Source organism: Streptomyces sp. NPDC048637, assembly GCF_040650675.1.
Lineage (GTDB): Bacteria > Actinomycetota > Actinomycetes > Streptomycetales > Streptomycetaceae > Streptomyces.
Map to the genome: position 1 here is coordinate 66,051 of NZ_JBEZHQ010000018.1, position 19,362 is coordinate 85,412.

The window sequence follows — 19,362 nt, forward strand, 5'->3', positions numbered from 1 at the left end:
GGTGGACCCGGTCTGGAACTTCCAGGCGATTGCGTCGATTACCTCGCGGCACGACTGAGCTCAGCCTGAGCAGGGCGTGAGCGACCATATGGCGGGTCTCACCAACGCACCCAGGAGCGGGTGGCGTGATCGGCGCGTAGCGCATCGCCGACACACCGAGACCCTCGCGCGTACCCCGCAAGGTTTCTGGGACATACTGCGCAATGCCGTCCGGGCGATCAACCTTTCCGGAGCGGCATTGGCAGACGGCGTGCGGCGCCATCCGGGACTTCTGAAGTTGTGTTCCTATGGCCGCGGCGGCGCAGGGCGCCGCGACCGCCTCCTGCTGAACCTAGCGCCTGGACCACCACTCAAGGAGGGCCAGCAGCGCCGGAGCGGCCACTCCTGCCGCCCCGAGTACGACCCGGCGCCGGGCCTCCTGCCACAGTGGCGGGGATGTGTCCTCCTCCAGGTCCGTCGCACGGTCGGGTTCGGGCTTCTCATGGTTGCGGCACATGCGACACTCCTGATCTGAGAGGCGGGTTGTCCGGTGCGGAGGGAACACCCTGACTCCGCGTGCTCACGCAACCCCCGGCATGCGGGCGTACCGGGTAACCGGCGGATTATCCTGCTGGTCAACGCCACTGCGGGACGTGCCCGAAGCGCCCGTTACGGGCGGCGCGGGCAGGGGGAGGACGCACACGGATGGGGCCGACGGAACAGCGCGTGTGGGAGATCCTGCGCGGATTGCGCGCGCGTGCCGAGGCGCGCCGGAAGGCTCAGGGGCTAGCCTTCAGCCAGGCCGAGGTGGAGTTAGCACTCAAGGCGTCGTCCACTCTTCCCGGCGCGCGGGCGTTCTCCCGGAAACGGATCAGCGACTGGGCGCCTCGGGACGCGGCCGCGTTCAAGCTGCCCCAGTCGGCCAGCGACGACAAAGTCATGGCCCTGGCCACCCTTTGGGCCAGTTGGGCACGGGAGCCGACGCCAGGACGCGAACTTCGGCACCTGTTAGAGAAGGCGCGCGACGAGAAGGTGCGCGAGCGCCGCACGCCGCTGGAGGAACAGGCGGGCGCTGCCGAAACGGTGTCGCGTCTGACGGCTGAGCAACTGGAGGTGCATGCCGCGTCATTGCCCACACCTCAGGACCGGACGCTGCCCACCCTGTCTCCGTACCTGCTCCGTGAGCTGGACGATGTGCTGCGGGACCGACTCAGGGAAGCCATCACTGGTGGCCCTTCAGCCCTCCTGGTGCTGACCGGGGAGTCCTCGACTGGAAAGACGCGGGCCTTGTACGAGGCAGTCAGTGAACTGGCCCCCGACCGCCCGCTGTTGAGACCCTCGACCGCACGGGACCTGCTGTCCCTGATGACCGACGGGACAGTACGCCCCGGAACCGTCCTGTGGTTGAACGAGTTCCAGAGGATCCTGTACGGCAGCGAGGGAGAGCAGGCAGCAGCCGAGCTTCGACTGTTCCTCGACCGGCAACAGGGAGTGGCAGCCGTCGCCACCCTGTGGCAGAACCCGTACTGGAACGAGCTGACCGCGCAAGGAAAGCCCCGGGACCCCTATCCGCATGCACGGGCCCTGCTCATCGGCGCCCACACACACCGGATCCGCGTGCCAGCCGAGCTGTCTCACGAGGAGCGGACCCAGTGGCGGGAGCTCGCCGTGCACCACGGGGATGACCGCCTGGAATACGCCGAGCAGGCGGGAGCGCTGGACGGACGCATAGTGCAGCACCTCAGCGGCGGCCCGGAACTGCTCGACGCCTATCTGAGCGGCCCCAAAGACCACTTCACCCGGCATGAACATGCGTTGATCACCGCCGCGCTCGATGCCCACCGCCTCGGCCACACCTCACCGCTGCCCACGGTCCTCTTGGCGGAGGCCGCCGACGGCTCACTAGCCCCGCACCACAGGGCGGCGCGCAAGGACTGGGCGACACCTGTCCTTGACGCGCTGACGAGCGGTGAACGGCCCGACGGCACACGCGCCGACATCCGTTGCACGCTTGCCCCGCTAAGGGCCCGACGGGACACTGCGGGGGCCCCACCTCTGTACGAACCCACGGACTACCTCCGCCAGCACATCCCTAGCGTCCGCGCTGACGAGGCCGGTTCGGCGGCACTTTGGGAAGCTCTCTGCCGGCACACCACGAACATCGCGGATCTCGAACGGCTGCAGGACGCCGCCTGGAAGCGGGGGCTGTTCCGGTACGCCGTCGACCTGGACCGCAGGGCCGCGATTGCGGGCAGCGGCAAAGCCCTGATCCGCATTCTCGAACGCACTGCAACGCACCCGGACGCCAGCCGGATCGCCCACTGGGCAACGGCACAGATTTGCCTGTCCCAGGCTCAGCATGTGGACCAGCTCTTCGACAAGCTGAGCGCAGCAGAGGCCCAAGAGGCCATCGACACGCTCGCCCGCCGGCTCATCGTTCGGACCGACCCGGCGGATGCCAAGGCCGTCGGATCATTGGCCATGCACCTGTCAGACAAGGGCGTCTCTCCCGAGGTTATCCAGGCTCTCCTTAGCTCCCTCATGTGCCATGTCGATCAGCTTTGCCCCGGTGCTCTTGCCCTCGCGCTCCCCGACCTCCGGCGAGTATCTACGGAGGGTGTCTTCCGGTCGTTGGCGCAACGTACGGCCGATGATCTCGACCCGGCGGACACGCGGGCTGCCGCTGCCCTGATCCGATCCCTGGACGCGGCCGACACCTACGACATCCTGGAGGCTTTCGCCACTCGCATCGTCGCTGAGGCTCCCCGCATTGACCCCAATAAACTGCCGTCTCTGATGGCGGTGCTGTGGCGCACCGGGGTCAAGGGAGCCGTGCACTCCTTGATCGCCCTCGATCCAGCGATCCGGGTCAGACTCAATGATGCCGCAACCGTCTTGTGTCTACTTGAAGTTCTACGTGCCGCCGGGGCTGATGACTCCGTTCGGACGTTGTTGAACCGTGCACCGGCCCGGCATGTGGACCTTGTGCCGGGCCCGGACTACTTGGAGAGCGCTGTCTGCGGACTGCTCGCCGCCTTCCAGGAGGCGAAGGCCATGAGCGAGTTCGCCGTTCTGGCCGACCGCGCCGCGGCCGCCATGAGCGTGGATGATCCGGGTATCGTCACCACGCTCCTGGAACTGCTGCGCTCTGCTGGCAACGAGGAGGCCCTGTCGACCCTGCTGCGGCGGGACCTGGTCGGGCAGGTCTGGTACGACGATCCGCAGGAGATTCGGCCTCTGCTCACTGCTCTGCGGAGCGCTGGAGCCACTGAGCTGTTCGAGGCCCTAGCGAAGCAGCTCGTCGACGATGTGGATCTCCGTGTATTCGATTTCATCAAGGAAGTCGCCGAAGTCCTGCTGGCAGTCGGTGCTGGGCGTGCCGTCGACTGCCTCGTGACGCGCTCCATGGCGGAGACGGGGACGGGAAACGGCCTCCTATCCGTGCTCGCCCTGTCAGAGGTCGGCGCCCAGGAGGCCGCGCGACGGCTAGCTCTGCATCACGTTACCGAAACCGACAGCACGGAGTTGGACGAGGTCAGCCTCCTCGCGTGGTACTGCCACACGGCGCATGCGCCGGACGCGGTACGGAAGTTGCTCGACCAGGGCCTGGCTGACCGAGCCGACGTCGGCTTCTCCCGGGAACCTGATGCGCATGCGATGCTTGTGGAAGTCAGCGACGCCATCGGGTGCGCAGAAGCCGCCCACGCCTTCGCCGACCGTGCCGCCGCTGGCATCGACCTGGGCAACACCATGGGCATCGCCCATCTGTTGAAGGCCATGACCGCCGCAGGGCTGTCCAGCGCGAGCGACGTCCTTATCCGGCGTGCCGCCACGGGCGCGAGCCTCGGACACATCAACAGTGTTGCCAACCTCCTGGAAGCGCTCATGGAGGCCGGAGCGCACGACGCGATTCAGGATCTGCTGCTACGTGAACCGGCAACGCAGGTCGACCTGGACTGGGGCACGTCCGCCTGCGAGGCCCTCCTGTCAGCCCTCCGGAAGGCCGGCTCCCCCCAGGCCGAAGACTTCGCCCGGCGGGCCCGGGCTGCGGGGGGTCTCTCTGTCGACTCGCTCTCACCGTACGGACTGGAGACTGATGGCCGTCCTTCCGCCCCCTGGTCCTGGGACTGGTAGGGCCTTGTCAGGTGGCTGGTCATGGCTTGGGGCCGATAGGTCGCTGGGGGACAACGCCTGAGGAACTCGCCGGTGCCGACTCCGTCGCTGGTTCGCAGGTCGGCTCCCAAATGGCTCCCAGAGCCATCCCTTGCTGGCAGCTCGCGACAGATTGCCGGGGGCTGGGCTTCAGCGTCTGCGACGTTCGAGCCGATACGAGGACGCAGCCCGTACGGACCCTTGCTTGCGCCGTCGTGTTCGCCCCACAGTCGCGTTCCCGACCGCATGAGCGCCCAGCCGATCTTCTCGGGGCATGAGCTCGCCGACACTGAGCTGTCCCAGGAGGTGGGTCAGCTCCTGGGACACTCGCAGATCATGCTCGCGCTCTCGCTCGTCGGCGTTGGCGCACCCACCGGCGCGCGGGTGAACTCCTCATAGGTCAGCTCACCGAGGCGTCGCCGGTGCGCCGGCAGCGCCTCACTGTCGACATATGCGTCGGAATACTCCTTGACGAAGCGACGCCCGTACTCGCGGACCCGTTGACGTTCCCTCTCAAGCATCTCAGGACTGAATCTGCCGCTGGCGGGCAGTCGCGATCTTGTCGGCGCGGGACAGAAGCCAGGTCAGAGGGGACGGCAAAGGAAGGTCCCCAGCCTGCCGTTGGCAGTGGGTGTATCCGACGGCCTGCGCAACCCAGCCGTAGCACTCGAAGCCGTATCTTTGCCCTGGTCAGGGACATGCGCTCGATGGGTCTCGGGTGGTGTGGAAGGCGATCCGGGAGCAAGTCGGCTCCCCAAATGGCTCCCAGGCTGCTGCCGTCATTCGAGCGATCACTGCAGGCATGGTGGCGAAGGAGCCGTCGACGGTATACCCGAACCACGGAAGTGACCCCACGATCGAACCGGCTGCCGTCGACGCCGATCCGCGGGGCCGCGATGCCTTGTTCTCGGGCCGGGGTTTCGCCCGATCCGTATCCACTTCCATGTACGCAAGAACACCCCGACATCGCATTAGCCCCAAGGCGAAGGGCGCTTAGGGAACAGTTCGGCCATGATTTCTCGTGCATGCTCGTCAGATACGGCCGGAGCCCGATACTCCGATTTCCGAACATGTTCGAGGAAATCGACTGGAAGGGCAATGTGGTAACGCGAAAGGTAGTGGACAAGATCAACAGGCCAGACCCATTCACCATCTGTCACCAGTGACCCGGCACCACCGACCCACTCGTCTCCGGAGATGACATCACGCTCAGCCCCCATGGTGCTGAAGATCTCCTCACCGCCTTTGAGGTAGGAGAGAATTCGCTCTTCATCAGGTGCTGGCGGGCCATTCACGGCTTGGGACAGAGACTCGCTGTAGACAGCGGGGTCACCATCCTCGTTGCCTTCGGTAAAGAAACCTACTCGGCGAATCATCATTCCTCGCAGTTGTGGGCGTCAGTCGGTGATGGGAAGGAATATTCGCCAGTATCCGCCCTTGTCGATGACAGGTTCCTGGATTCCCAGCTTGCGATCCACTCCCATGCGATTGGTTGGCGCGTAGACAGGGGCTCCCATTTCATTTGCCACCGACTGCGCCAGCGGCTCCGCTCCCGCTCCCGAGTGGCAGGATACCAAGCGAATAGGCCCACCCGTGTAGTTCGGATTGTTGCGAATGCTTTCCACTACCTGGTGAGGGCTAATCTCGTAGGTGGTCTTCGCTACACCTGCTGGATTGACGTGTCCTGCGATGAAGACGTTGTCGGGCGTGCCGTGCACGACAACGTCGTGGACACCATCAACACGTCTCACCCGTTCCAAATTCGACAGAGTGCGTGGATCGTAGCCAATGGTTGTCGTCTGCTTGCCGTGGTAGATCGGATGGCCGGACGGCAGTACGTCATCGCCCGCTGTGGCCGGAGGCGCCATCGCCTCCGATTTTTCGGAGTGATAGAGCTGCCACGTACGCCGCTTGCCCATCTGGTCGATCGCTGGGCGAAGACGGAAACCGTCGAGCTTTGTATCCGCAAGAACCGCCTTGAAGCCGCCGGCGTCTCCAACAGCCTTGGCAGTGCGGGCCGCGCCACCGAAGGCACCACCCAACAAGACGCCGGTGACCCCAGCGTCTCTGGCCTCGGCAAGGTTAATGCCGTGTTGGTCGCCGAGGAGGTTGCGACCGCCCTGGGCAACGACCACGTCCACGGTGATGGCTTCGATGCCGCCGATGGCAGCAGTAGCGAGGACAGTTCCGGCGATCTCGGCGACGGTGGCGGATACGGCGATGCCCGCCGTACTCGCTGCGGCGACGATCGCCTCGGTGGCGCCGACTGCCGCGAGCTCGGTGATGCCGCCGGTGAAGACGGCCAGGGCCGTACCGACGACCAGGACCGCACCGGCGATCTCCAGCTCGTGCTCGATCTTCTTCTTCGCCTCGGCGACCTGGTCGGCGTACTTGTCCAGGGCCTTGGCCATGTCGCGGGCGGCGCTGGCCACGTCGTCGAGGTAGCCCTTGCCGCCACCGTGGTACTTGCGCCAGAACCCCCCGAACGCCTCGATCGACTTGCCCTTATTGGTATCGATGACGTCCTGGGCCTTCTTGTGGCAGGCGGCCGTACAGTCCTCGACATCGTCCGCATACGTACGCCAAGCGCGGGCGGCCTCCCGGAGTTCGTCCTCGTCGCCCTCCGGCCACCACATACCCGTCAGGTCCTGAACGATCTCCTTGGCCTTGTCGCCAGCACCCATCACTTACCGCCCTCAAAGCCGGACTTGGCCGAGTGGTCAGCGTCTTCGTGGTTGGCGGCCATGTCGTTCATGGCCTTGGTAATGCTGGACAGGCCCTTGACCAGGGCCGCGGCTGCCTTCTCGATCTGCGCCCGGTGTGGGGCGTAGGCGTGCTCGAACTTCCTGCCCTGCTCGTCACCGCCCCACGGCTCCCCCAGCCCGCCGAGCGTGTGACGAAGCTTGGCCGTCGCCCGTTCCAGGGCAACAGACTCTCGATGGAACGTCGGAGCGGCGGACTTGAGTTGGTCGGTGTCTATGTCAAAGCCGTCGCCAGCCATGCCGTGCCTCCCCCTCGGCCGTGTACTCGTAACGCGTCGCGAGCCGCCGACAATGCTTCGGCTCACTGATGGCGACCCTCGCATACAGCACTGACAATCGCCCTGGTGGGAGCCCATTTCAGCCACGGTGCAGCACCGCCCGGCTGGTGGGGCCCAGGGCAAGGCTGCGCCCCTATCAGTCGGAGTGCGGCAGGGGGCGATTCACCAAGCGCACGTCCGCCCTCTCGCTGCACAATCGCAGTGGAGCTGCGGTCGTGCAGCGGCGTGTTGGGCAGCTAGCGACGCGGGCGGCACTGCTGTTCGGCTGGCGCCGCCATGGTTGCGGTTCCCCTCATGTGCGTGGCTCCACTCCGGTGGCAGCGCCTGCGGCAGGCCGGACAGCGGTCCGCGCTTGGCGCGGAGTGGCACGGCAGCGGCCTTGTGTCCACCACCCGCAGCGGCCGCCCCATCGAGCCGCGGAATCTGTACCGGTCCTTCCAGCGGATTTCAGCGTCCGTGGGTCTGCCGCCGGTCCGCCTGCACGACACCCGGCACGGGTGTGCGTCCCTGCTGTTCGCGGCCGGCGTTGCGCCCCGCACCGTCATGGAGATCCTGGGGCACTCGCAGATTGCGGTCACCATGAACGTCCATACACACGTCAGCGATGACACCCGCCGGGAGGCCATGAGCCACATGGACCGGCTGCTCAAGCGGCGCCGTTAGACGGGACTGCCGTCAGCTCCTGCCGTCAACGCCCCCGCAATCCATGATCGCGGGGGCGTTGACGCAGGTCACTCTCAGAGCCCCCTGTCGGATTCGAACCGACGACCTTCGCTTTACAAGTTCGGCCCGGGTGCAGTCACAGCCTCTGCCCTGGCGACCAGTAGGACCGTCCGGGGTCGCTCAGCACTGGCACTGTTCGCCGACGTTGATGTCAGCCGTGGATGTCAGCGACCTTCCCCGACTGGCTCGATGACATCGGCCCACTCACGAGTTGACCAGGGGTTTCCGCTCGCCCCAAGCCGCGCAGCCACTAGGTCATCAAGGAAGCGTGCGTTGGAGATCTCCAGGGCCTCATGCGGCCACCAGACGGAGTCACATTCAGTGCACAGGGAGAACGTAGACCCGTCGTCCTTGAACCGGTAGGGATGAACCCAGTCCTGATCGCAGCGCGGACACTCTGGAAGCTGTGTGGGCATACACGTCGCCGTTCAGATCGAGCGGAAGGCGCTCGGGTCGGTTTCCGGCGAAAGGCTCCTGGTCATGTTGACGTAGACCGGACCGGACGGAGTGGCGGTCTGCCACGCCTCCCACTGATCCAGATCATGGGCACAGAACCTCTTCAAGAAGCTGAGGAACTCGTTGAACTCATCGTCCGACAGCCGGCCGTTCTCCACGTGATCCATGCGCCGAGGGTAGGTGACAGTCCCAGGGCAGGAGCAGGCTCCCAAGCTCTCTCGCTTGCGGAGCTGCGGCTTCGTCGGGCTCGGCTGACCGTGCTGCCCCGCTGTTCCCTGCTTGATCTAGTGCGCTTGTGGTACGCCCTGCCCCCATCCACTACTCGGCGGCACCTACCGCTTCTGAGCTCTGTAGCGCTTCATGAGAGCAGTGATCCGCGCCTGGTTCCCCTGGCCGTTGAGCTCGGCAAGGAGATCGTCAGGGCACAACTCGTAGAAGTCGCCCCACCAGCGACGTCCCCGGTTGTCCCAGATCCGATAGCCACCCGGTACACCCCTGGCAACGTAGCGTCTCCTACTCACGGTCCTCCTACCTTCCGGTACGGCCCGTTCCGCCGTCCCCCAACGCATGACCGTACGCAGACTGGTGCCGCCCGACGAGGCAATAAGCAGCTGCCGCCCACATGCTTTGCAAGTCTGTTGGTGGGTGTGGATGAGTTGCCTGGGACCACTCACCAGCGTTCACGGTCGGCAGGCCCATGGGGTGAGCCACCCTTTGAACCCCAGCGGAACACCCGGCTCCGCTAACAGCTGACGGGGATCTCGTAGACGATCTCGCAGAGCGCGGCGGGTACGACGATGTCCGCCGTCTCCACGGGCCGCCCTTGGTCGCTGTAGTACGTCCGCCGGATGTGCGTCACCAAGCCGCCCTTCTGAATGCCGAGGAGCGACGCCTCCTCGGCATCCGCTTGCCGCGGCTCCGGCTGCTCCACAGCGTGGCTGACCGTGATGTCGATCTCGGCCATGCGGTTCACCACGCCCACCCCGGCGTGCGGCCCACCCTCCGGGAGAACGACGAGCGTGCCGCCCGTGAGGTCGTACGGCTCCCAGCTCGTCGACAGCTGCACCGGCTTACCGTCAGCGAGGAACTCGTAAACGGTGCGGACACACAGGGCGCCCTCGCCGATACCGAGGCGCGACGCGATCTCGGCCGGCGCCGACACCTTCGCCTCAGTCCGGCTTTCCCAATCCCCCAGCTTGCCCACGGCCTTCATGTCCGCGCGAAACGGTGAGCCGTCAGGCCGCTCGCGCGCCGAGGAGCGGACCATGCGTACGCGCTGACGAGGGGCGGCAACGTACGTGCCGGATCCGGCACGACCCTCCAGCACTCCCTGAGAAATCAGTAGCTCTTGAGCGCGACGAATCACGTTCTCACCGACGCCGCACTCCTGGGCGATCTGGGCCCGTGAAGGGAGCCGGTCTCCCGGCGTCCACTCCTGCTCCGTGATCCGGCGCCGGAGCTCGTCAGCGATGCGGAGATACGGCGGCTGCTCAGACATATGGAAAATCTAGTCCACTAGCTCTAATCTAGTTAACTAGCCTTACTCCAGGTGATCACTCGACGACGGAGGCTGCCCTGTGCCTGCTTCGGAAGTAAGCGCCGAAGACATCGCAGCCCGGTTGTCCGCCGTCGGACTCACCCCGCGCGTGGAACGGCGCGCCCGGCTCACGTCGATCGAAGTGGAGGTACCGGAATCACTCTCCGCCGAGTCGTGGCGGGAGGTCTTGGAAGCGGTGGCAGAGGCCGATCGATTCGGGCTCCTCGCCAACAGCCTGAACGGCCGCACCTTATGGGCGGCCGTACGAACAGCGGCCCCCGTGACGGGCGATGTCCGGGGGCCTGGCCATCAGCGATAGGAGCTGATCAGCATGTTCAACCGTATCCGCCATACCGTGGCGCACACCGATGAGCGGTGTGTTCCCATGAACCGGGGCCATCGATTGCCGGTGTCCGCCGGGCTGACTGTCACACCTCGCGATCGCATTGCGCACAACTGGTTCGCGACGGCGGAGGCCCTTTGATGCCTCCTCGTCAGCAGCTTCGCGTGAACCACCCGAAGGCCGCGCCCTACCATTCGAGTTCCTGCCGAATCGGTAGGCACGGTGAGTGCGCGCATTCTTCTCCCGCTACCGCACCGATCGACGTCCCCGTGGTCTACGAGGCATGCATTTGCTCCTGCCACACGGTGGCCGGCGGTGGCACCCGAACGGATGGCCCCCGGTGAGGGGCTGGGCACCGGGTGGTGGACCGGCCGCCCCTGTTGAGGTCACCTCTGACAGCGTGCAGCGCGGCGACGTCATCCAGATCGGCGGTCGTTCGTGTCGCGTCACCGACCTGCTCCAGCTGCCCGGCGGAGCAAAGCGCTTGCGGTTCGAGTCGGGCGAACTGCTCACCATGCACTCCCGAACTCGACTCGCAGCCGTACGCATGCTGAGCAGGTGGTGATGCTGTCTGTGCCCCCTCGCCGCCATTCCATCGCAGACGACATTCGGACCAAGATTTCGACCGGTCGGATCAAGGCCGGCGAACGGCTCCCATCCGAGGCACAGCTCGCTTCCGTCTACGCGGTCAGCACTGCGACGCTGCGAAGCGCCCTTGCGCTGCTCCACGGTGAGGGACTCGTCGAGAAGATCCACGGCAAGGGGAATTTCGTCCGCTACCCCCCTCCGCCGAATCACGTACATCGGCGGTGGTCGCACACCCAGGACGGAGCCCTCGGCCGATTCAGCGTTGCGCGTCAGCGTTCGCACCACCAACCTCCAGGCGCACGGTCAACTCATCGACCTGCTGAGAGTGTCGGCAGAGAGCCCGCTCACCGAATTGCTCTGCCTCAGCCACCAGGGGAAGTCACCGCACAGCCTCGCTCGCATCTACGTACCTCGCGACCTGTCGCCGACCGACGTTCCCACCGAATCGCACTGCTACGAGGGGGTTGAGGCGAAGCTGGCAGAGCTCCGCCCTCCACTGGCCGAGGTCCAGGAACGAGTCATCGCTCGCCCTCCGACACCAGAGGAAGCAACGACCCTTCGGATCAGCTCGGCCATGGCAGTTCTCGCGATCACCCGCGTGGCGACTGACCGCACGGGACGCGTGGTCGAGGCGGCGCTGCTGGTGCTCCCCGGCGACCGCGCAGACGCGCTCTTCACCACCCACCACATGCCCCATGAGAGGACGTGCGGAGAATGACGAACCACAACGAGCTGCGGCTCCTCCCGTGGTCAGGCCCCAATGGCCAGCCTTGCTACTTGAGCACCGAGGACAGCAGCAGCTATCTGTCTCGCCTGGCAGACAACACCGAAGCGGTGCAGCTGGAAATGGCAGGCGAACTCATGGAGCACGCGCTCGAAGTGCTCGGCGACGGGGAGGCGGAGCCGAACGAGGTCCGGCTCCTGGCGATGGACATGACTGAAGCCCTGCGTGACGTGCGTCGTGTAGCGATCAGCCGCGGCCACCGCCTGCCGCTAGCGGATCCTCCCGCGTGCGAAGGAGACGACGAGGGGCCTCGGCTGCCGGCGGCGGCCTTCGGCTAACAGCGACACATCGAACGGCGGGGGAGCCCCAGATTGGGTATGGGGCTCCTCTGCCGTTCGATCCGGCCCTCCGCAGCAGCCACTGCCTTTTGCGAGCGGGCCTGAGCTCGCGCGGTGGTGCACGGCGAGCTTCTAGTCCATAGCCCTATGCTGATGGGGTATCGATCGTGGATCTGCTGGTCGGTAGCGGGCGGCTGGCCCCGGCTACTCCAGGGGTGCAGGGACCGGTAGACGCCCTCGTTGACCGTGGCTGCCCCTCTGTTGTGGCACGCATCTGGCATGTCGTAACCCGCTGCCCGCATGGACCTCAGCATCCGAGGAGTGGCCTGACGACGTTCTTGAGTCCACGCATGGTCCGCGGGCCGGTGAGACTCAGGAAGTCGTCCAGCGTCCGATCCTCGCGACGAGCTCCGGTGGAGCACAAATCCGTTACGACGGCAGCCGGCGGTCGGCGGTCGGCGGTCGGCAGCCTACGCAACGCAGGCCATGCCGGCCAGGAGCTGTCACGCAAGCGGCTGGGGAACAACCGGGAGCTGTTCGCTGTAGAGCCAGGTGAAGGTGCGGTCCGGCTCTAGGTGCGCCTCTCCCCAGTGGATGGCGTGGATGCCGTTCTCTGGATCGGCCGTAAAGAACAGGCACACGAGCTTCGTGGAAGCGCCAAGTGCCTCGAAGGTCTCGTGCAGCTGCTCGTACTCCTCGGTCGAGAGGTCGTCATCGAGAGGGAACAGGCCCTCCTGTGGTTGCGGCCCATGGCTCAGGAGCATTCGACGACGCGTAGGGGATGCGTTGGCGGCCAGCCGAGCACCATCAAGCGGCTTGGGACGGTCGGCGTACTTAAAGGGAAAGAACGCGTGGCCATTGACGACGGCGTACTCATACCCACGCACGTCACGCACAGCTTCGTCCAACTCCCTAGCCATGTCAGCCAGGTTCTCGCGCGCCGCCTCAGCCAAGGTCATGCCGTACGGACTTCGCTTCTTCAGCCTCGCCTCAAGGTGAACGGCGTGAGCCCGCGCGTGCGCACTGGCCAGTTGATCCGGGATCGCTACGACGAGCCGGTCGGCATGTCGCCCGAACCGCGTCACGGCCCAGTCCGACGGCTCGCGACTACCACCCACCACAGACATGCAGAGTCCCCCTCCCCCTGTCACCCCGCCTCTGAACTGTGTGACAGGTGCACGAGGTACCGACAAGGGAGCGATCCGGCCACCCGGCGCGAATGCTTCTTCCGCAGCGAAACGGCAGAACACCGGACGTGGACTTTAGAAGGCACCCTGCCGAGTAGCCCATCGGTGACCTCTGAGCTGGGCTTTTAGCTGCGTGGCATGTTTCTCACGCGCCAACTCGACACGCATCCGAAACGACTCCGGACTAGACCTATGCGAAGAATCTCCAGTCGTCGTCGGCAAGCAACTCGCGGCCAGCGTTGCGTAGCCCCGGAATGGACGTTCTGCTGCCTGGCTGGCTCTGTTGCGCTGAGATGAAGCATGCGCACACGACAAATGATGCTGTTCTTGGGGGCTGTAGCGGTCGCTTGCGGTGCGGTGTTGCTGGTATGGCGAGGCCCCTGGTGGTTGGACGGTGACTACCTGAGCGCGAAGGATCTACGCTCGGGCTCGGCTGCCTTGGTCACTGGGTTTCGTACCTCTGTGGTGCAGTTGCTCGCTGTCCTGGGGGCAAGCATCGCCCTGCTGTTCACCGCGGTCAACTACAGACTGACTCATCGTGGACAGGTCACCGACCGCTTCATCAAAGCCTTGGAACGCCTCGGCTCCGAGGAGTTGTACGTCCGCATCGGCGGTGTCCTGGCTATGGAGCAGATCGTTCAAGATGCTCCCGATCAGACTGCCCACGCGGTGCAAGTACTCAACGTATTTGTCCGCCGCCGTGCCCCTGGCCATCAAGAAGCAACGTCAACTGCGGGCCGACGCGGTCGCATCAGCGTTGCCCGCCAGGCTGCGCACCGTAGATCAAGACCTGCTGCATCTTCGGCATCACTTCCTGACCGCCCAGAGGCTGACGTGGCTTGCGCCCTGCGCGTTCTAAGCCGACCAGAAGTCCGCAAACACATCAGCCCGTGTCAGAAGCTCGACCTGTCTGCCCTGCACTTTGAAGGTGCCACCTTTGATGAGGCAGACCTCGCTGGAGCTATGTTCCACGGGGCAAATCTCACGAACGTTAGCTACGTGGGGGCGAATCTGACCGGAGCCTGGTTTCTGGGAGCGAATCTCACTCGCGCCGCACTTCTGGACGCAGATCTTACGGGTGCCCTGTTCGACGGAGCGGACCTCACATGCACCACTCTCGCCGGGGCTAACTGCACTGGGGCCCGGTTCGACGGGACAGACCTCACTGGCGCCTTACTGTACGGTGCAGATCTCCGTACGGCCACGGGTCTTACGTTGGAGCAAGTAGTAGCGGCTCGCCTTAGACGTCATCTCATTTGGCCTCTCCGGTAGCCCACTGGCGTGGGGATCTCAGGGGGCGGTCGGCGTCGGCACGGTCGCTCTCGGACAGGCACGGGGCCGACGTATCGCCTTCGGCCTCGTGTATAGCCGCGCCTCGATGAACCGTCCCGCCCAGTGGCGAGTCAACCCCGACGCTCGCACACTGAAGCTAAAGCAAGGGGCGATAAGCACTGGGACTACTTCAGTGCATCTCGACCATGCATATCGGCAGGGGCTGATCCTCGATGACGAAACCTAGCGAGCAGCAACACCCAGCAGGAACCCACCATGGACCCGTATGGGAAGCCTTTTGCAGGGAAGACGACACCGTCATCAGTGGCGAGTTTGTTCGCAAATCGGGCGCTAGCAGGGCTGCCAGGGAACACAACGCGCAGTTCACTCCACCACATCACGCCACGCCACAGCGACGCTTTCCTGACATCACTGACCCTGACAAGCCGCCTCACCACTAGATGCTCCGCCTTTGGTTCGTGAGAGGACCCCTCACCGAGACTGCACCGCCGCTACGAGCGCAAAGCCGAGCACTTCCTCGCCTTCACCAGCATCGCCTGCGCCCTCATCAATTGGTGAGGTGCCGCCGGGTGAACGGTGCCGTTCCCAGGACGAGTGCGGCGAAGACGGCCAGTCGTTGAAGGCTTGCCTGAGTGGCGAGGCTGCTGTGCTGGATGCCGTAGACCGCGTACCAGTTGGCGGCGAGGTCGGTAGCCATGATGACGCAGGCGAGGTCGGTTCCCCGGCGTTTGCCCCGGATCAGGAGCACGGCGGCGAGCGTGTCGAAGAGCGCCAGCGACGACCAGTAGAGGTTGAGCCAGCCCGGTGCCCAGGCGTAGGGGTGCAGACCGTGGCTGAGGAGGTCGGTGACGTGCGCGGAAGCGCCGACGAAGAGCAGGACGGCTGCGATGACGCAGACCGATATGACCGTCCAGCGCGGGGTGTGGTGCATCCATCCGATCACGCTGTGGATCGTCCCACCTGCGGCGCCGCCCGTCAGGCCGCCAGCCTGCGGTAGCAGATGAGGGTGCAGGCGATGGCGGTGAAGGCCAGGAAGTGTTCGGCCTTGCGCTCGTAGCGGCGGTGCAGGCGGCGGCAGCCGCCCAGCCAGGACATCGTGCGCTCGATCGTCCAGCGATACCGGCCAAGCCTCGTGGAGGATTCGACGCCTCTGCGGGCGATGCGGTGGCGGATGCCGCGTGAGCGGAGCCATCGGCGCAGGTGGTCGTAGTCGTATCCCTTGTCCGCGTGGAGCTTGGTAGGCCGCCGGCGTCGCGGGCCACGGCGGGATCGGATTGGAGGAATGCCGCGCACCAGCGGCTCAAGCGCCTGGCTGTCGTGGAGGTTCGCGCCGGAGATCCCGACAGAGATGGGCAGACCGGTCCGCTCGGTGATCAAGTGGATCTTCGAGCCTTTCTTGCCCCGGTCGACAGGATTCGGACCTGTCAGGTCCCCCCTTTCAGGGCTCGCATGTTCACCGAGTCGATCGCGCAGCGCGACCAGTCCAGGCCGCCACGCGAGCCCAGTTCGTCGAGGACGACGCGGTGCAACTTGGCCCAGACCCGGGCGACACTCCACTCGGTGAAACGCCGGTGCGCGGTCGGCCCTGACGGCCCGAAGACCGGAGGCATCTGCCGCCAGGTGCAGCCCGTCGTGGCCACGAAGACGATCGCGGCCAGCACTTCACGGTCCCCATACCGGCGTCGGCCACCGCCCTGCGGTCGTGCCGGAGCAGGCGGTACCACCCGCTGGAACAGCTCCCACAACTCATCCGGCACCAAGCGCTCAACCATCACCACACAGCTCAGACTACTCAACCCGCCAAATGAGACGACGTCTTAGCCAGGCCACCCAACTTCCCGCTGAGATCGCGCGGGATCCGCGAGTCATGGCCTGTGTGGAGCAATAAGGCATCAGCTTGAGAACCACGTAGTGATCGGCCGACAATCGACGCCCTGGCCTGCCGGAATAGTGACCTAAGTACCCAATAACGCAAATCCCGTTGCGCATCCGAATTGCCCGTGGTTTATCGGCCCTTGGGGCCCGCAGCGGGCACGACAGCACCTCGTTGCGAACTACCGGCAGGGAGGTTGCTGGGGGCTACGGAGCAGATCAGTTGGCCGCTGGTAGCCATCGAGGGTCGGGCCGGTTGCTGTATTCAGGTGCTGTACAGGGAACCAGCACGACCCCGAAAAACGAGGTTGGGCAGGATGCCTCACGAGTTGCGGTTTCCGGACCGCAGGCATGCGCTTGGAGCTTAGCCGCCGTTTGCTGCTGTACCCCGTGATTCCTCGCTCGACCTGGTGCGGTTGCGGCACCCCGGGCACCTCAAGCACCTGCCGCTTCAAGACCACCCTGGGCGGCCAAAGCACCCAGTCGGCCCCCTGCCAACTTGCAAATGCGGCAGCCGTGCCGTCTCGGTGGTATGGGTATGAATGGAACAACAGGGGACGCGTGATACCGATTTCTAACCCTCCAGGAGAGCCATGGACAAGGAATATTGGATCATGGCAGGACTTACTGCGGCGGGAGTCCTGACAACGCTCGGGCTAGGCATCTCCAACAGCATTGACCAGGATGACGCACAAGAGAAGCAGGAGACCTTCCAGAAGAGGCAAACAGGATTTGATGGAAGGCTGACGGAGTCCCAAGAGAAGATCGCAAGCCTTGCGGCCTTGGGTACTGCCGCAAGGATTTCATGGTCTGTTGACAATCCAACCAATCTGAGGCAATTGATCATTGAAAACCGATCCGATGGCCCATTGCACAACGGGCTAATTCTACTTCGCGCAACACGTAGCCCTACCTCACGGGTCGAGCAGTACATGAACGTTGGAAGTTTGCCCCACTGTGAGCGGGTGAAATTTGCCATCCGTGACGGATGGCAGGTGTTGATTAAAAACATCAACAAGGGGACTTTCGTATTTCAACTGGACTCAGGGTTCTGGTCTCGCCCATATCCGGCAGGGCTGGTATTCCTTAAATCACCTCCGCCGGATGCCAGCGAGACGGCAACAGACATCTCCAGATGGGCGACGCGCAAGCAAGACAAAATCCGAGGATGTACCTGATTGCTGCTGCTTCGTCAACGCGGGCAGTGGAGTCTCGATGGTCGAGTCAAGGGTGGCAGCAGTTTCACTCAGAATCCGAAAATGACGCACCGGTCCAGTGGCAAGCGTATGAGCCAACGCTTGCCTCTCTGGCCTGCGATTGAGTGGTCATCGACTGTCATCATTGGTCATCGCTGCGCGCCCCCGCACGGCCCGGAGCCGGCCCAGGCAGGGCGCTTGCTGCTGCTCGTTGCGAACGAGTCCCCGGAACCAGGGTGAAGCCATGGGCGGAGCCGTAGTCTTCGCTTTCATGGACTGGAAGTGGACCGTCACTGCGGTACTGCCCGTAGTCTCACTGGTGCTTGGCGCTTGGCTGACTCAATTGAATGACCGTCGACGCGATGATGCACAGCTTCAACGGGAGCAACGTGCTCATGCTTTGGAGCGCGCACGCCAGAGACTGGACCGCCGAGAGGAGTTCGAACTCACCCACCTCGGGGACCTGCACACTCAGCTCACAGATCTCGTTGGTGCGTCTATCAATTACGTCGAGCATCGTTCAGAAGACCGAAGCGAACAGGATGGGAAATTCACCGAGGCAAACGGCAAGGTGGCGGCGCTCACCAGCTTGGTGCTCGACGACGAACGCCGTCAGATAGTGGAGAGCTTGCACAGAGCAACCACGACTATGGTGCTCGAATCGCACTTCCGCGATAGCGGCTCGGAGTGGCGCCGCAAGGCGTATGCGGAGGTCATGGCGCTGCACAAGACAGCCACCGAATCCATAGCGGAACGCATTCGGGCCATCTATGTGAACGCAACGGGCCCAGACCTGGGTCAGTGAGCGGAGCGCCCATGACGGGCTTGGCCATATCGCGGCAGCAGCTGCTCCCCCTAAGCCATAGATCAGGTTCCGGTCCGCTCACGCTTCCGCATCCGTGACGGTGGCGGCACGGCGGCCCGCCCATGCCGGCCTGCGTGCCCGGAGCGCTCGGCCCCGCTACCCCCAATCCTCCCGTAGCCAGCTCTTGGCGACGGAACCAAGACCTATGGCACGGTCGGCAGCGCGCCCACCATGTAAACCGCTCACCGCTTCCGCCCTGAAACCCCCGCCTGCTGCCATCCCTTCTGCCGTCGTCCCACACTCCGTGGAGCGGGCTTGGTTCCTGGTGTCCAGGTGGAGCGCGCCACTGTACGAACGACCTGGACACCAGGAACCAAGGCTGCTCGGCTCTGCCTGGGATGACGGCAGACGGGATGGCAGCCACCCACCTTCACCGCATCCGACCCGCACCCGCCGACGGTGCCCCCGCCATCCCAGAGTCAGAGGCCCCCGCCGGAGGCACCTCTTTGACTCGTACCGCCCTCCTCACCCTCACCACCCACTTCATCGCCGCCCTCGGGGCTCCCCGACTGGACCTGCTCCTGAGCCACGGGGCGCCTGAGTGGCTGCTCAGCTTGTCCTCAGGCTGGGTGGCTGCGGCCGAGCCTGCTGGATGGGGCCGGCGGTGGTGTTGACCGGTGGGGTGCTCGGTCCGGCGCTGCTTTTGGGCGGGACAAAGCGTCTAGCGGATCACCCCGTGGCAACTGTGGTGGCGCGGGGCCGGGGGCGGGGCGGAGCGGGCCGCAGGCAGGAGCGTCGCCCCAGTCCCCGAGCCCGCGCCGGCCCGCGTGGCGGGCCGGTGGGGTGTGATTCGTAGCGGCGGCTGGCAAAGCCGTTGGCCTGCGCGCCGGAGGCCAACGGCAAGAGCACCCACAAGGCCGGAGCCACAAGCCGCAAGCCCTCCCGCGGGGCCGGGCCGCGAGACGCTGCCCAACGGGGCACATGGCGGCTGCTGGCCTCGATCGGCACTCCACGGGCTCTGTGGGCAGATACCGCGCGACCGGCTCCCGGAGACCCGGCGAGGGAACGGCACCACCCGCGAGAGCTCCCGGAGTGCTCCCCTCCCCCCACCTTCCGCCCTTCTCCCCGG

18 protein-coding genes and 2 pseudogenes are annotated in these 19,362 nt (G+C 65.1%); 10 read left to right on the plus strand and 10 right to left on the minus strand.

Annotated elements, in window-relative coordinates; genetic code table 11:
* Positions 1 to 331: 331 nt before the first annotated feature.
* A complete protein-coding gene (locus tag AB0C46_RS22480) occupies positions 332 to 496 on the minus strand; it encodes a hypothetical protein (RefSeq protein WP_362829792.1) in 165 nt (54 codons plus the stop codon).
* 209 nt (positions 497 to 705) lie between these two features.
* Between AB0C46_RS22480 and AB0C46_RS22485 the strand changes: the two genes are divergently transcribed.
* Together AB0C46_RS22485 and AB0C46_RS22490 are read left to right on the plus strand one after the other, a co-directional pair.
* Complete coding sequence (locus AB0C46_RS22485; RefSeq protein WP_362829793.1) at positions 706 to 4,113, plus strand: hypothetical protein; 3,408 nt, start codon at positions 706 to 708, stop codon at positions 4,111 to 4,113.
* A 264-nt stretch (positions 4,114 to 4,377) separates the two neighbouring features.
* A complete protein-coding gene (locus AB0C46_RS22490; RefSeq protein ID WP_362829795.1) occupies positions 4,378 to 4,530 on the plus strand; it encodes a hypothetical protein in 153 nt (50 codons plus the stop codon).
* Between the two features lie 572 nt (positions 4,531 to 5,102).
* On the opposite strand, the gene AB0C46_RS22495 is transcribed toward AB0C46_RS22490, so the two are convergent.
* The 3 genes from AB0C46_RS22495 to AB0C46_RS22505 are packed head-to-tail and all read right to left on the minus strand — an operon-like array spanning position 5,103 to position 7,132.
* Positions 5,103 to 5,510 (minus strand): hypothetical protein, encoded by a 408-nt coding sequence (locus AB0C46_RS22495; protein ID WP_362829796.1) that lies wholly within the window; start codon positions 5,508 to 5,510, stop codon positions 5,103 to 5,105.
* 18 nt (positions 5,511 to 5,528) lie between these two features.
* On the minus strand, positions 5,529 to 6,815 hold the full coding sequence (locus AB0C46_RS22500) for a WXG100 family type VII secretion target (RefSeq protein WP_362829798.1): 1,287 nt from the start codon (positions 6,813 to 6,815) through the stop codon (positions 5,529 to 5,531).
* Positions 6,815 to 7,132: a WXG100 family type VII secretion target gene (locus AB0C46_RS22505; RefSeq protein WP_362829799.1), complete on the minus strand. Its 318-nt coding sequence runs from the start codon at positions 7,130 to 7,132 to the stop codon at positions 6,815 to 6,817. Before AB0C46_RS22505 ends, AB0C46_RS22500 begins: the two co-directional genes overlap by 1 nt.
* Positions 7,133 to 7,450: 318 nt before the next feature.
* Between AB0C46_RS22505 and AB0C46_RS22510 the strand changes: the two are divergent.
* Positions 7,451 to 7,834, plus strand: a pseudogene (locus AB0C46_RS22510) (tyrosine-type recombinase/integrase); the annotation flags it as partial.
* 488 nt (positions 7,835 to 8,322) lie between these two features.
* Here AB0C46_RS22510 and AB0C46_RS22515 read toward each other — a convergent pair.
* The 3 genes from AB0C46_RS22515 to AB0C46_RS22525 all read right to left on the minus strand — a co-directional run bounded on the left by AB0C46_RS22515 (position 8,323) and on the right by AB0C46_RS22525 (position 9,848).
* The gene (locus AB0C46_RS22515; RefSeq protein WP_362829800.1) at positions 8,323 to 8,517 is read right to left on the minus strand and encodes a hypothetical protein; all 195 of its coding nucleotides are present in this window, start codon (positions 8,515 to 8,517) and stop codon (positions 8,323 to 8,325) included.
* A gap of 165 nt (positions 8,518 to 8,682) precedes the next feature.
* A complete protein-coding gene (locus AB0C46_RS22520; protein WP_362829801.1) occupies positions 8,683 to 8,871 on the minus strand; it encodes a hypothetical protein in 189 nt (62 codons plus the stop codon).
* Between the two features lie 221 nt (positions 8,872 to 9,092).
* Entirely contained in the window at positions 9,093 to 9,848 is a 756-nt protein-coding gene (locus AB0C46_RS22525) for a GntR family transcriptional regulator (RefSeq protein WP_362829802.1), read from the minus strand.
* A 79-nt stretch (positions 9,849 to 9,927) separates the two neighbouring features.
* Between AB0C46_RS22525 and AB0C46_RS22530 the strand changes: the two genes are divergently transcribed.
* The 4 genes and pseudogenes from AB0C46_RS22530 (at position 9,928) to AB0C46_RS22545 (ending at position 11,880) form a co-directional block, all read left to right on the plus strand.
* Positions 9,928 to 10,206: a hypothetical protein gene (locus tag AB0C46_RS22530; RefSeq protein WP_362829803.1), complete on the plus strand. Its 279-nt coding sequence runs from the start codon at positions 9,928 to 9,930 to the stop codon at positions 10,204 to 10,206.
* 364 nt (positions 10,207 to 10,570) lie between these two features.
* Positions 10,571 to 10,795: a hypothetical protein gene (locus AB0C46_RS22535; protein ID WP_362829804.1), complete on the plus strand. Its 225-nt coding sequence runs from the start codon at positions 10,571 to 10,573 to the stop codon at positions 10,793 to 10,795.
* Positions 10,795 to 11,536: pseudogene (locus AB0C46_RS22540) on the plus strand (GntR family transcriptional regulator). The gene AB0C46_RS22535 and the pseudogene AB0C46_RS22540 overlap by 1 nt, the downstream one beginning before the upstream one ends.
* A gap of 59 nt (positions 11,537 to 11,595) precedes the next feature.
* Positions 11,596 to 11,880 (plus strand): hypothetical protein, encoded by a 285-nt coding sequence (locus AB0C46_RS22545; protein WP_362829805.1) that lies wholly within the window; start codon positions 11,596 to 11,598, stop codon positions 11,878 to 11,880.
* Between the two features lie 503 nt (positions 11,881 to 12,383).
* Here the strand turns inward: AB0C46_RS22545 and AB0C46_RS22550 are convergent.
* Positions 12,384 to 13,007 carry a hypothetical protein gene (locus tag AB0C46_RS22550; protein WP_362829806.1) on the minus strand — a complete coding sequence of 208 codons (624 nt, stop codon included), beginning with the start codon at positions 13,005 to 13,007 and terminating at the stop codon, positions 12,384 to 12,386.
* 684 nt (positions 13,008 to 13,691) lie between these two features.
* Between AB0C46_RS22550 and AB0C46_RS22555 the strand changes: the two genes are divergently transcribed.
* Entirely contained in the window at positions 13,692 to 14,339 is a 648-nt protein-coding gene (locus tag AB0C46_RS22555) for a pentapeptide repeat-containing protein (RefSeq protein WP_362829896.1), read from the plus strand.
* Positions 14,340 to 14,907: 568 nt separating this feature from the next.
* Here AB0C46_RS22555 and AB0C46_RS22560 read toward each other — a convergent pair.
* Both AB0C46_RS22560 and AB0C46_RS22565 read right to left on the minus strand, forming a co-directional pair.
* A complete protein-coding gene (locus tag AB0C46_RS22560; protein ID WP_362829808.1) occupies positions 14,908 to 15,303 on the minus strand; it encodes a hypothetical protein in 396 nt (131 codons plus the stop codon).
* Positions 15,304 to 15,335: 32 nt separating this feature from the next.
* Positions 15,336 to 16,132 (minus strand): IS5 family transposase gene (locus AB0C46_RS22565; RefSeq protein WP_362829897.1). Its coding sequence is split into 2 segments (ribosomal slippage): positions 15,336 to 15,799 and positions 15,799 to 16,132, totalling 798 coding nucleotides; the frame shifts between segments, so codons are not numbered across the junction.
* Between the two features lie 693 nt (positions 16,133 to 16,825).
* On the opposite strand from AB0C46_RS22565, the gene AB0C46_RS22570 reads away from it, so the two are divergent.
* Both AB0C46_RS22570 and AB0C46_RS22575 read left to right on the plus strand, forming a co-directional pair.
* Complete coding sequence (locus tag AB0C46_RS22570) at positions 16,826 to 17,410, plus strand: hypothetical protein (RefSeq protein ID WP_362829809.1); 585 nt, start codon at positions 16,826 to 16,828, stop codon at positions 17,408 to 17,410.
* Positions 17,411 to 17,699: 289 nt separating this feature from the next.
* Positions 17,700 to 18,233: a hypothetical protein gene (locus tag AB0C46_RS22575; RefSeq protein WP_362829811.1), complete on the plus strand. Its 534-nt coding sequence runs from the start codon at positions 17,700 to 17,702 to the stop codon at positions 18,231 to 18,233.
* The last annotated feature ends 1,129 nt before the right edge of the window (positions 18,234 to 19,362 follow it).

Coding starts and splice junctions, on each gene's coding strand:
- AB0C46_RS22480 (WP_362829792.1), bottom strand. CDS start 496: ATGTGCCGCAACCATGAGAAGCCCGAACCCGACCGTGCGACGGACCTG.
- AB0C46_RS22490 (WP_362829795.1), top strand. CDS start 4,378: ATGAGCGCCCAGCCGATCTTCTCGGGGCATGAGCTCGCCGACACTGAG.
- AB0C46_RS22495 (WP_362829796.1), bottom strand. CDS start 5,510: ATGATGATTCGCCGAGTAGGTTTCTTTACCGAAGGCAACGAGGATGGT.
- AB0C46_RS22500 (WP_362829798.1), bottom strand. CDS start 6,815: ATGGGTGCTGGCGACAAGGCCAAGGAGATCGTTCAGGACCTGACGGGT.
- AB0C46_RS22505 (WP_362829799.1), bottom strand. CDS start 7,132: ATGGCTGGCGACGGCTTTGACATAGACACCGACCAACTCAAGTCCGCC.
- AB0C46_RS22515 (WP_362829800.1), bottom strand. CDS start 8,517: ATGGATCACGTGGAGAACGGCCGGCTGTCGGACGATGAGTTCAACGAG.
- AB0C46_RS22525 (WP_362829802.1), bottom strand. CDS start 9,848: ATGTCTGAGCAGCCGCCGTATCTCCGCATCGCTGACGAGCTCCGGCGC.
- AB0C46_RS22550 (WP_362829806.1), bottom strand. CDS start 13,007: ATGTCTGTGGTGGGTGGTAGTCGCGAGCCGTCGGACTGGGCCGTGACG.
- AB0C46_RS22555 (WP_362829896.1), top strand. CDS start 13,692: ATGGAGCAGATCGTTCAAGATGCTCCCGATCAGACTGCCCACGCGGTG.
- AB0C46_RS22570 (WP_362829809.1), top strand. CDS start 16,826: ATGGACAAGGAATATTGGATCATGGCAGGACTTACTGCGGCGGGAGTC.
- AB0C46_RS22575 (WP_362829811.1), top strand. CDS start 17,700: ATGGACTGGAAGTGGACCGTCACTGCGGTACTGCCCGTAGTCTCACTG.